The sequence below is a fragment of the bacterium genome (genome assembly GCA_008933615.1).
Classification (GTDB): Bacteria; CLD3; CLD3; order SB21; family SB21; genus SB21.
In genome coordinates, this window is the sequence record WBUR01000001.1 from 34,784 (window position 1) to 47,041 (window position 12,258).

13 protein-coding genes and 1 riboswitch are annotated in these 12,258 nt (G+C 42.0%); of the genes, 7 read left to right on the forward strand and 6 right to left on the reverse strand.

What is annotated here, in order from left to right:
• Positions 1–139 precede the first annotated feature (139 nt).
• From F9K33_00115 to thiC, 4 genes are read right to left on the reverse strand one after another with little or no spacing between them, the layout of a single operon-like run.
• On the reverse strand, positions 140–667 hold the full coding sequence (locus F9K33_00115) for a hypothetical protein (GenBank protein KAB2881495.1): 528 nt from the start codon (positions 665–667) through the stop codon (positions 140–142).
• Positions 667–1,005 carry a hypothetical protein gene (locus tag F9K33_00120; protein KAB2881496.1) on the reverse strand — a complete coding sequence of 113 codons (339 nt, stop codon included), beginning with the start codon at positions 1,003–1,005 and terminating at the stop codon, positions 667–669. Before F9K33_00120 ends, F9K33_00115 begins: the two co-directional genes overlap by 1 nt.
• A gap of 13 nt (positions 1,006–1,018) precedes the next feature.
• Positions 1,019–1,759, reverse strand: coding sequence for a TIGR04255 family protein (locus F9K33_00125; GenBank protein ID KAB2881497.1), 741 nt, complete (start codon positions 1,757–1,759; stop codon positions 1,019–1,021).
• A gap of 39 nt (positions 1,760–1,798) precedes the next feature.
• Positions 1,799–3,673 (reverse strand): phosphomethylpyrimidine synthase ThiC, encoded by a 1,875-nt coding sequence (gene thiC, locus F9K33_00130; GenBank protein KAB2881498.1) that lies wholly within the window; start codon positions 3,671–3,673, stop codon positions 1,799–1,801.
• 122 nt (positions 3,674–3,795) lie between these two features.
• Positions 3,796–3,894, reverse strand: a riboswitch (TPP riboswitch).
• Between the two features lie 205 nt (positions 3,895–4,099).
• Here thiC and F9K33_00135 point away from each other — a divergent pair.
• The 4 genes from F9K33_00135 to F9K33_00150 all read left to right on the forward strand — a co-directional run bounded on the left by F9K33_00135 (position 4,100) and on the right by F9K33_00150 (position 6,845).
• A complete protein-coding gene (locus F9K33_00135; protein ID KAB2881499.1) occupies positions 4,100–4,561 on the forward strand; it encodes a hypothetical protein in 462 nt (153 codons plus the stop codon).
• Positions 4,562–4,594: 33 nt separating this feature from the next.
• Positions 4,595–5,866, forward strand: coding sequence for a hypothetical protein (locus F9K33_00140; protein ID KAB2881500.1), 1,272 nt, complete (start codon positions 4,595–4,597; stop codon positions 5,864–5,866).
• Between the two features lie 209 nt (positions 5,867–6,075).
• On the forward strand, positions 6,076–6,342 hold the full coding sequence (locus F9K33_00145; GenBank protein ID KAB2881501.1) for a hypothetical protein: 267 nt from the start codon (positions 6,076–6,078) through the stop codon (positions 6,340–6,342).
• On the forward strand, positions 6,339–6,845 hold the full coding sequence (locus F9K33_00150) for a hypothetical protein (protein KAB2881502.1): 507 nt from the start codon (positions 6,339–6,341) through the stop codon (positions 6,843–6,845). The genes F9K33_00145 and F9K33_00150 overlap by 4 nt, the downstream gene beginning before the upstream one ends.
• 199 nt (positions 6,846–7,044) lie before the next feature.
• Here the strand turns inward: F9K33_00150 and F9K33_00155 are convergent, their stop codons facing one another.
• Positions 7,045–7,338, reverse strand: coding sequence for a hypothetical protein (locus F9K33_00155; protein KAB2881503.1), 294 nt, complete (start codon positions 7,336–7,338; stop codon positions 7,045–7,047).
• Between the two features lie 110 nt (positions 7,339–7,448).
• Positions 7,449–7,826, reverse strand: coding sequence for a GxxExxY protein (locus tag F9K33_00160; GenBank protein ID KAB2881504.1), 378 nt, complete (start codon positions 7,824–7,826; stop codon positions 7,449–7,451).
• A 330-nt stretch (positions 7,827–8,156) separates the two neighbouring features.
• Here F9K33_00160 and F9K33_00165 point away from each other — a divergent pair, with 330 nt between their 5' ends.
• The 3 genes from F9K33_00165 to F9K33_00175 all read left to right on the forward strand — a co-directional run bounded on the left by F9K33_00165 (position 8,157) and on the right by F9K33_00175 (position 12,257).
• On the forward strand, positions 8,157–9,839 hold the full coding sequence (locus F9K33_00165; protein KAB2881505.1) for a M1 family metallopeptidase: 1,683 nt from the start codon (positions 8,157–8,159) through the stop codon (positions 9,837–9,839).
• A 47-nt stretch (positions 9,840–9,886) separates the two neighbouring features.
• A complete protein-coding gene (locus F9K33_00170) occupies positions 9,887–10,582 on the forward strand; it encodes a noncanonical pyrimidine nucleotidase, YjjG family (protein KAB2881506.1) in 696 nt (231 codons plus the stop codon).
• Positions 10,583–10,670: 88 nt separating this feature from the next.
• A complete protein-coding gene (locus tag F9K33_00175) occupies positions 10,671–12,257 on the forward strand; it encodes a GMC family oxidoreductase (GenBank protein KAB2881507.1) in 1,587 nt (528 codons plus the stop codon).
• Position 12,258: the final 1 nt, after the last annotated feature.

The window sequence follows — 12,258 nt, forward strand, 5'->3', positions numbered from 1 at the left end:
AAGTCAAAATAAGGATTTAGCTAAATAAAAAAGGCCAGACAACCGCCTGGCCTTTGATAAAGAATCGGTATTTTTTGGAGGAACTTAATTCTCAACTGCTAGAGTAGATCTCCGACTCCGCTATCTCATCATATAATGACTAAATGTCAATATTACTTGGTAATCCTACTCGCATGAAAAATCTTGCAAAGGCCTGAGACAAATGCTCCCGGTAAGGAGGAAGTAAGCGAATCCTTTTTGGAATTTTGTACACATATTTTTTTAGATAATCAAAACTGACACCATAAACGTTTCTAAAATCAACTACTATGAAATCGCTCAGTCCACTTTGTTCATCTTTATTCAACAAATGATTACTCGGATAATGTCCTTGTTTTAGTGCTTTTTTTACGTTTTTTCTACCATCAGCATTTTGGTAATTTTCCGGCAGTTGACTTAAATATTCCGAAAGAGTCAAATATGGACATACCAATACAATTTCAATTTTATCGTTTTCCAAATCGCATGATTGAGATACTACAATAGAATTAAAACGCTGAATTTCCACTTCTGGCATTGTGTCTAATTCCAAATTATCAGGCGGTTTAACTATTGGACATTCCGGAATGAGATCACCCTGAAAAATAACATTAGAACTATCAACTGTTTCATACCACGGATAGAGCATTACATTAATACTTCATCAAAATAGATTTTCGGTACAACAGTCTTTACCGATACTATTTTAACCTTAAACATGACCTTCTTTGATGGTATCGGTTTAGCTACGAAATCGAAATAATTTATATCTGAATCCCCTAACACTTCAAATGCTCTAGAAAAATTTGATTCACCTTGAGCAAGATCAAAGTTAGTGTGGCTCCCAAGAAAGTCGTCCAAGTTGATTACTAACCTAGAATTAGGATACGAAAATACATTTTTTTCAAAAAAAGTATTTGTCAGGCCGGTCTTTTCAAGGAAACGATAAACAGCTGTTGGCTCTGTAAAATCTTGAGTTTTTTCCATAGGAACCATAGAATTAAACCTTTTTCAATTTAAAAGATTCGTATAAACCACCTTTAGTCATATCCTTAAATAACTGACTACAAAATTCGTGAGATTCTGCCAACCATTTCTTTATTTGATTTTTTTCAGGTTTGATTGGCTTACCAACCAAACTAGTCCTTATTACGATACCATCCTGACCGTCTTTATTGTTTCCACGATTAAATGATAACGTTAAAGCACCATTTGATGTTTCATAGGACAGGCCGACATTTAAATTTGTACTGTGCAAAACGTTCTTGTAAAAATCTTGCTGAATGGAAATGTTTAGATTATCTTTCAAGAATTGAAAAACTTCGTTTTTCTTAAAATCAAATTGCAAAAAATCAAAATATTGAAGAGTTAAAGTTACCGTCTGATCTAAATCCAATGGATGAACTTGCATGAATTTGCTAATAACATCCATAACCCTGCTTTCATATTCATCCCAATTATATTTCTCATCAATTGTATTAACGGTTATTACCCCGGGACCAACTTGAATTAACGGGTACGAATCCTTTTCAACCCTAAAACGATAAGCTGGATTATTTGCATAAACTTCAATTGGAACTTCGGCTGGAAACAATGCTTCACGATATTTATAATTTCCCTTTACAAGGGCAAACAAGTCCCCATGTAGATACTGATACCTTTCCAGATCTTTCTTATCTGATATTTTCCAACGAAGTTCAAATACAACCTCTATAAGAGGGGCATTAGGCAGTTTACTCATATGACAATTATAGATTTTTTTTTGCTTAAAGTCAAAGAATTACATTGGCACATATATTTCCGAACCCGCTTTCTTGAATTCCTCTGCCTTTTCTTTCATTCCAAGTTCAAGCGCCTTATCCTCGTCCACTTTAAGGGAATCAGCATAATCGCGGACGTCCTGCGTGATCTTCATGGAACAGAAATGCGGCCCGCACATGCTGCAGAAGTGAGCCACTTTGGCGCCTTCGGCCGGCAAAGTCTCGTCGTGAAATTCCCGCGCCGTATCGGGATCGAGCGAAAGATTGAATTGATCTTCCCAGCGGAATTCAAACCTCGCTTTGCTCAGCGCATTGTCTCTGATCTGCGCGCCCGGATGGCCCTTGGCGAGATCGGCCGCGTGGGCGGCTATTTTGTACGTGATCACGCCGTCTTTTACATCGTCACGATCAGGTAATCCTAAATGTTCTTTGGGTGTAACGTAACATAACATCGCACAACCGAACCAGCCGATCATGGCCGCGCCGATGCCCGACGTGATATGATCGTATCCCGGTGCAATGTCCGTTGTGAGAGGGCCTAGCGTGTAAAACGGCGCTTCACCGCAAATTTCAAGTTGTTTGGTCATGTTGACCTGAACCATGTGCATCGGAATATGTCCCGGGCCTTCGATCATGGTTTGAACGTCTTGTTTCCACGCGATTTTTGTGAGTTCGCCTAACGTGTCGAGTTCCGCGAATTGCGCATCGTCATTAGCGTCCGCGATCGAGCCCGGCCGTAATCCGTCGCCAAGGCTGAAACTGACGTCGTACGCTTTCATGATCTCGCAGATTTCTTCAAAATTCGTATAGAGGAAATTTTCCTTATGATGTGCCAAACACCACTTGGCGAGGATCGATCCTCCCCGGGAAACAATACCGGTTACGCGTTTAGCTGTCAGAGGAATGTAGCGGAGAAGCACACCCGCGTGAATAGTAAAATAATCCACGCCTTGTTCCGCCTGCTCTATCAGCGTATCGCGATAAATTTCCCATGTAAGTTCCTCCGCTTTGCCGCCGACCTTTTCCAACGCCTGGTAGATCGGAACGGTACCGATCGGCACCGGTGAATTTCGCAAAATCCATTCGCGGGTTTCGTGAATATTTTTTCCCGTTGAAAGATCCATCACCGTGTCTGCGCCCCATCGGATCGCCCAGATCATCTTTTCAACTTCTTCCTCAATACTGGAAGCGATCGCGGAATTACCGATATTAGCGTTGATCTTGACAAGAAAATTTCGCCCTATGATCATCGGCTCGCTCTCGGGATGATTGATATTGGCGGGAATGATCGCGCGTCCACGGGCAACTTCATCTCTGACAAATTCCGCCGTAATGATCGGAGGAATCGAAGCGCCAAAATTTTCACCGGGATGCTGAACTTGAAATTCTTTTAACGCCTCTTCCCGTTCTTGATTTTCACGAATGGCGATATACTCCATTTCAGGAGTAACGATGCCTTTCTTCGCATAATACATCTGCGACGCATTAGCGCCGGTTTTGGCGCGCAGTGTCGGACGCGTCCTGTTAAAACGGATCGCGTCGATGCTCTTGTCATTTTCACGCAAGCGCCCGTACGCGGAACTAATTTGAGAAAGTTCCTGCACATCGCCCCGTTCTTTGATCCATCTCAGGCGCAGCGGATCGAGACCTTTGTATATATCGATCTTCACGTCCGGATCGGTATACGGACCGCTTGTATCATACACGACAACTGATTTTTTCTGGCCGTTACCGTTGGCCGCATCGTGAGAGAATCCGTCCTCGACGGAAATTTCACGCATGGCGACTTTCACATCGCGTTGACTGCCCGGCACATAAATTTTTTTGGACGCGGGAAAAGGATCTCGTGTGATCTTGCTTTTCTCACTTGGAATATTGGATATATTAGCAGACATATATGGTCCTTTCTAATGAAATTCGAAATTTTGAATTATGAATTTTGAATTAATAGCCTATAAACAAAAAAGCCGCTTCTTTGCGGGAAACGGCAATTCAAAATTTCTAATTCAAAATTTAGAATTTCTATATGTCGTTTCCCTACGCCGGTATGACCTCGTATCAGGTTCAAAGGGTATGTTCTCAGTACGCCTCAAGCGCACAACCCCTAACGAATTCAGTATCATTTCCAATGAACATCCTACGCAATATATTTGATTCACCATCAGCACGCAAGCAAAAAAACGGGATATTTTTGACCCGTTCGAGTGATTTTAGGGTCATTTTATAGAAATCGGGTAACCATTTCAGAATATTTGCGTAGGGGATGACTTGACATCGAATTACTTTTTCGATCTTGGTAAATAATAAAACGGAGGAACTTGATGAAATATTTCTTTACCATGGTTATGTTAACCGCCATGAGCTGTTCACTCAAGCCGGATCTGCAGGCGGAAAAACAGAAGCTGCTCAGCTTGCACGAAAAAGCCCGCACCGCTCATTTCGACAAGAATGTTACGGGTTTTTTAACGGAACAGGCCGACGACTTTATGAATATCCAGAACGGCGACATCAAGCGCCCAACGCGTGATGAGCGGGAAAAACGCATTCAAGCTTATTTCGACCGGGTTAAATTTGAAACCTGGGACGATGTGGAACCTCCCGTTATCGTGATCTCCGACGACGCTACGCTGGCCAATACTTTTGTCAAAAAACTCGTAGTACTAAAACTCAAAGATGACTCGGGCAAACCGATCCTGGACACCACACATTTCGCCTGGACCACTACATACAAAAAATTCGACGGCAACTGGCAACTGATCGCCGTTACTTCGACGAGAAAATAATTTACTTTTTTAACATTGAGTGAGGAGAATCCGATGAAAAGTCTATTTTTTATTGTCTTTGTAGTTCTGGCCGCAAAGTGCGATGCGCAAACATCTCAGGAATTTTTTCAATCAAAATATCGCGAAGGCGTTAAGGCGTATGAATCCAAAGATTATTTTGCGTTCATTCGGGCGATGCAATCGGCTGACTCCGTGCGTCCGAATACGTATTCCATTTTATATAACATTGCCGGAGGACAAGCGCTGACGGGACAGAGCGATGCTTCTTTGAAATCACTTGCGAAAGCCGTCTGGATCAATGTATCCAAACAATTTATGAACGACAGTGATTTTGTTTCTATTTGGAATACGCCCGGCATGAAAGATATCTTTACATTGATCGACAGCATCAATAAACCCATCTCGTTGACCGAAACGGCATTCACCATGGAAGATAACGGCTTTCATCCGGAAGGCATCGCGTATGACGCCAAGACGAAGCGTTTTTTTATTGGCAGTATCCGTCAAAGAACAATAGCCGTTCGCGATGAAAAAGGAACTGTAAACACTAGCTTCTTCAAAAAAACAGATCGGCTGTTTTGCGTTATGGGAATGAAGGTTGACTCGAAACGCCGCGCTTTGTGGGTCGCAACAAGCGTGATGCCGGAGATGACCGGATATGCCGATTCACTCCAAGGTAAAGCGGCCGTGGCACGATTTAATATCGATTCGGGTGATCTGGAAAAAATATATTCCATCGCCGGTGAACATGTGTTCGGCGACCTGGCTATCCATCCGTCGGGCGACGTTTATATTTCCGACAGCGGAGAACCGTCCTTATATAAGATCAGCTCAAAAGACGATCAGTTAAAACTCTGGCTCACATTTCCCACCGCGTGGAACTTGCAAGGATTGGATTTTTCTTCCGATGGTAACACACTTTTCGTCGCGGACTACATATCCGGATTGTACTGCGTGTCTCTTAAAACGCAAACCATCGATAAGATCGGATTTGATACGCCGAACGCCTTGAGAGGAATTGACGGTTTATATTTTTATAAAAACAGTTTGCTGGCGTTGCAAAATGGGACAAACCCTTTACGTGCGTGCCGTTATTATCTGAATAACGATCAAACGCGAATCACCAAAATGGAATTTGTGGAAAAGGCAACGGATAATCTAGGAGAACCCACACTGGGCGTCGTTTCCGGTGACACGTTCTATTTCATTGCCAATAGCCCGTGGGGCGCGTACGACAGAAAACATCAATTCGACGCATCAAAGGCGCAGAAGCCGGTGGTGAGGAAGTACGAGATGGGGAGATGAAATCATTTCCCGCAGATCACGCAGATTTTCGCGGAAATTTTATCTGCGTAAATTAGCGAAATCTGCGGGAGATGGACTCACCGTTTATTCGTTTTCGAAAATTTATTCAGGTATATATACTAATTCGATTTCTATAATATGATACTTGAAAATGTCCTAATTTTTTTTGAATATCATTGATGACATGCACCTCAAACGATAGAGATAAAATGCGTCGAACAAAAAATCGCAGCATAATGGAAAGGGTTGTTTTTAGAGGTAAAAAATATCCACTAAGAAGTTTGTTTTTGGATACTTTATCAGAGGAAGTTATAATTTCCACCACTGATCTAAACGATGTAATTCTAAATAAATGTGGGGCTTATATTTCAAAAAAAGCAAGATTACTTGATGAAATCATTTTTTTCTTTGTTGAAAAAAATGAAATCGAGTTAAGCATCAATGATCTAAATCGAATAATTAAAGAAGCAATATGATAAGATTTCAATGTTTCCCCAGGTCCCAAGGAATCACACAGAGTCTTAAGTCTGTAATTGATTGTTTTCAGAAAGAAGAAGATAAAATAAAATCACCTGAAAACAATCTTTCATCCAATGATGTTTTGGAAATAATAAGACCGCATTTAGAAGCGATTAGTTATACTGTCGAAAGCGGTAAATCAAGAGAAAAAAAAATAAGCGTCCCTGTCTTATTCGGATTTGATGATACTATTGATAAGTCATTTAATGCTGATGCTATTAGTGAAGATGAAAAAATTGTAATTGAAGTTGAAGCAGGTAGGGCTGTTGCTAATAATCAATTCCTAAAAGACATATTTCAAGCTTGCATGATGTTTCAAGTCGAGCATTTGATTGTTGCGGTAAGAAATGAGTACAGAGGAGCGGATGATTTTCAAAAAGTTTATACATTTTTGGAAACACTTTATATTTCAAACAGATTACATCTTCCTTTGAAGGGAATATTGCTGATTGGGTATTGATGTTTGAAAGCGAAAAAACATAGGTTATTGAAATCTCTAGACCTGCTTTCTCCGTTTTTGGGAACATCAAATAAGAAATAACCTGCCAATGTGTATTAATAAAATCGAATCCATACTATCGAGAAACGACCCATCTATATCGTAGCAGATACCAAATGGGCATGGAAAAGTAAAATTTATTTAAGATCATCTCCACTACTTAGAAATCTCTATCCAAATCTTGTTTGATTTCTTTAACCCACATTAATTGATATCCGGCAGATTCATCAGAATTCAAGAAATCCATATCCATTTTAAGCCAAAATTTCTTAATACTCCAATTCTTTCCTAGTTTTTTTCTCAAATCATTTTCCACATCTTTTTCGTCAGAATCTGTAAAAAAAGCCACTATTTGAACCAGAGCTTCTTTTTCACTTTGGGCATAAAATTGTTTTAGAAATACGCTTTCATAAAGTCCGGATATGAACTCAAATTTGCACAAAAAATATTTCATATGATCCTCTCTCAAAATGATTGTTAATACAACACAATATTATGGATATCGTTGAATATATTTTCTGCGTAAATCCGCGAAATCTGCGGGAAATGACTTCGGGGATGTATTCACAGCTTATTCACCTTCCTGAAAATGCTTTCCGTAATATCATCTGTATTGAAATTTACCAATATCCCAAGCCTCTTCCCGGATAGTTTCAAGTAAGTCAACACAACCTTGTGATGCACCTCTGCCAGTTGTTCCACCGATTTAACCTCGATGATCACAAGTTCATTTACCAAAATATCAAGCCTGAATCCGACCTCTAAGCGCTCATCTTCATAAACAACAGGCAAGGGAACCTCGGTTTTCACCTGCAATCCGGCTTTCTTTAGTTCATATACTAAAGCAGCCACATAGACTGATTCAAGTAAACCCGGACCAAGAGCATTGTATACTTTGAAAATAGCGCCTCTGATTAGGTATGAAATATCGTTTTCGTTCATTAAATATGGCGTTGCTTATGGATTCTTCAAAATTGCATTACTACAAGTTAAACTCATTTGATCTATGCTTTCGCTCAAATTTTGACCGAAAATATCACCTAAAACATTTCCCGCAGATCGCGCAGATTTTCGCAGAAACTTTATCTGCGTTGATGTGCGAAATCTGCAGGAGACTTTTTAAATTCTTTCCTTTGAATTATTCAATAAAATGAAATAAGTTGATTTAAAGACTGAACATCCTATTCTGTGTTACGTATCCGATATCCAATTATCCTTTTCCTTTTCAAACGCCGTCTTTAACGATACACCACCCATAAACGGAGCGTCAAAATGAAAAAGTTTTTCGCCCTTCAGTTAATTTTGATATTGCAGGTATCGAGTACTTTTGCGCAATTGAAGTTCGACGAAAAGCAGCCGCAGTTCACACGTGCGGACACGCTACGCGGCATGCTGAGGCCGGAACGCACAAGTTACGATGTGACGCATTACCACCTTGATGTGGAGATTATTCCGGACAGCCAGTTCATCAAAGGCAGCACCACCATCTCGTTCAAGGTTGTCGATGAAACTTCACGAATCCAGATCGACCTTTTTGACAATATGCAGATCGACAAGATCGCGTATGATAATAAACCGCTGGTATTCACACGGGAATTCAATGCGGTTTTCATCACTTTTCCCAAACCGCTGAAAAAAAATTCCATGCAGACCCTTGTTGTCTATTTCTCCGGTAAACCGATTGTCGCAAAACATCCGCCGTGGGACGGAGGGTTTATCTGGACGAAAGACGAGAAAGGGCTTCCATGGATTGCCGTTGCCTGCCAGGGAACCGGCGCAAGCCTTTGGTGGCCGAATAAAGATCATCAGGCGGACGAACCCGACAGCATGATGATCAGTGTGACCGTTCCCGCCGGGCTGATGGATATTTCCAATGGCAGCCTGCGCAAGATGACTGTTCTCAAGGATGGGCGTTCGCGATGGGATTGGGCGGTGACCTACCCGATCAATAATTATAACGTCACCGTCAATGTTGGCAATTTCGCTCATTTCAGCGAAACGTACGGCGACAAAATCCCGCTCACGCTCGACTATTATGTGATGCCATCCGATCTGGAAAAGGCGAAGGAACAGTTTAAGCAAGTCAAACCGATGATGTCGGTATTTGAAAAATATTTCGGTCCGTATCCGTTTAAACGCGACGGATATAAACTCGTTGAGTCGCCGCATCTCGGGATGGAACATCAAAGCGCAGTTGCGTATGGAAATAAATTCCAGCAAGGATATCTGGGCACGGCGTCATCGCCGGAAGGATTGTTGTTCGATTTTATCATCATTCACGAATCGGCGCACGAGTGGTGGGGCAACAGCGTAACCTCGAAGGACATTGCCGATATGTGGATCCATGAAGGTTTCGGCGCGTATTCCGAAGCGATTTACATCGAGGGACTTTACGGTTACGAAGCCGGCCAGCGTTATCTGATCGGTAAAAAGCAAGACGTTAAAAATGACAAGCCGATCATTGGAATTTACGATGTCAATCAAGAGGGTTCCGGCGACATGTATCCTAAGGGCGCGCTGATGCTGAATACTTTGCGCCATGCGATAAATAATGATCCCTTGTGGTGGGCTATCGTACGTGGAATCCAAGAAACATACAAACATCAGACCATTCATACGGACACGGTCGTCCAATTTGTTAATCATAAAACGGGAACGAATTACTCTTATTTGTTCGATCAATACTTGAAATATATGAAAATTCCTGAATTGGACCTGTTCATGACCATCAAAGGCTCTACGACAAAACTCAGTTACCGCTGGATAGCGGACGTTCCGGATTTTAGGATGCCGGTTAAGATCAAAACGAAGAACGGTTGGGAAACAATCACGCCGACCAAGGACTGGCAATCGATGGCATTGGACGGAATAAAACCGGACGAATTGAAAGCGGATGATAACCGTTTTTTTATCAGCGTAAATAAGCGCGTGATGTACGTGGAGGAGAAGAAGTAATGGCTGATAGACCATCGGTCATGTAGAATAGTTTATTGAAGTAAAATATGAGTGCAAGAAAATACAACGTTTTATTATTTGATGCCGACGGAACGCTTTTCGATTTTGAGCAGTCGGAGCGGCTGGCGTTACAGGACACATTTCGTGCTTTTGAAATCTCTTACGATTCTGAAATGCACATGCGCTTGTACCAGGAAATCAATTCAAAAATCTGGATAGAATTTGAAGAACATACGATCACGGCTGACGCGCTGAAAGCGGAGAGGTTTAGACGGTTGTTTGCAAGACTTGAGATTGACGTCGATCCGATTCTATTTAGCGATCGGTATTTGAATATACTTTCTCAAAATGCATTTTTACTTGATCATGCCGCCGATCTGGTGGCAAAACTCTTTCATGATTATAAAATGATATTGGTCACTAACGGGCTTTCCAGCGTACAGCATGCTCGTTTCCGCAGATCATCGATCTTTCAGTATTTCGATTCCGTGATCGTTTCCGAAGATATCGGCATAGCGAAACCGCATACCGGTATTTTTGAGCATACCATGAAAAAAATAGGTCATGATCAAAAGAACGATGTCCTGATAATAGGAGATAATCTGCGTTCGGATATTCAAGGCGGAATTAATTTCGGTATTGATACCTGTTGGTATAATCCGGAAAAGAAAAAAAACAGTAATGGAATTTCGCCGACGTATGAAATTAACCATTTGCTGGAACTGGAAAATATATTACGGTAGAAGCATGAATGCCCGGACATGGAGGCCTTTCTGATTTAGGCACAACACGGCCGAAAAAAATAATTCTACATTTACCAAACGCATCCATATGAATAAACAAGAGCTCAATTACGATTATATTATCATCGGCAGCGGATTCGGCGGCTCCGTATCGGCTCTTCGATTATCTGAAAAAGGATATAAGGTTCTTGTGATCGAAAAGGGAAAGTGGCTGACGGGCGATGATTTCCCAAAAACGAACTGGAATCTGAAAAAGTGGCTTTGGCTTCCCGGCATAAAATGTTTTGGTTTATTCAAAATAACAGTTTTTCGTCACATTACGACGTTAACCGGAGTCGGCGTGGGAGGCGGTTCACTTGTGTACGCTAATACTTTGCCCGTTCCTAAAACAAAATTTTTTACAGCCGACACCTGGTCGCATCTGGCGAATTGGGAAAAGGAATTGAAGCCGTTTTATCCTGTTGCGCAACAAATGCTTGGAGCAACCAAAAATCCGCGCCTGGAATTCGGCGACGAAGCATTGCGTACTTTATCCAAGCAGATCGGCAAGGAGGAGCACTTTGAAGCGACACAAGTAGCCGTGTATTTTGGTGAACCGGGCGTTACGGTAAAAGATCCGCTCTTTAATGGCAAAGGCCCTGACCGAACGGGCTGTATTTTTTGCGGAGGCTGCATGCTCGGCTGCCGTCACAACGCAAAAAATACTTTAGACAAAAATTATCTTTACTTCGCTCAAAAACTCGGCGCAAAGATTCTGGCTGAATCGGAAGTGTTTGGCGTCAAGCCTTTGGATGAAAACGTCGGTTCGACCGGGTACAAAGTAAGTTGGAGATCATCAACATCATTTATCAAACGCAAAGAGTCGGCTACCGCGAATGGAATTATTTTCGCAGGCGGTGTTTTGGGAACGGTTAAATTGTTACTGAAATTAAAAAAATCATCACTGCCCAATCTATCCGACAAAATAGGTACCGGAGTACGGACAAATTCTGAAAGCCTGCTCGGCGTAACGGCGTATAATAAAAAAACTGTTTTTTCGGACGGCATTGCCATCGGTTCGATCCTGCATACGGATGAGAACAGCCATCTCGAACCGGTGCGTTATCCTGAAGGCGCGGGATTCTGGCGCTTGCTCATGTCGCCCGTCGCGCATGGACAATTTTGGTTTATTCGCATGGCCAAAGCGATCTGGGACATTCTTACGCATCCCGTTAAAAATTCGCGCGTGTATTTCGTTTCAGATTGGGCCAAACACACCCAAATTCTTTTGTTCATGCAGACGATCAATACGACACTGCGTTTTTCGCGAGGATTATTCGGGTTAGGTTCATCTATCGAAAAAGGAAAAAACCCAACGGCTTTTATTCCTGAGGCAAAAATGCTGGCAGAAAAATTTGCTCAAATCACCAACGGCAAACCCACGGCATTGCTGACGGAAACGATATTCGGAATTCCTACAACGGCGCACATTTTAGGCGGATGCGTGATGGGAAAAGACATAAACGAGGGCGTCATTGACAAAGACAATCAGGTTTTCGGTTACGAAAACATGATGATCTGCGACGGCTCGATGATATCCGCCAATCCAGGCGTGAACCCGTCGCTCACGATCACCGCGCTCAGTGAGCGCGCCATGAGCAAAATTCCTGCGAAATCAAATTTCACACATCAGTAAC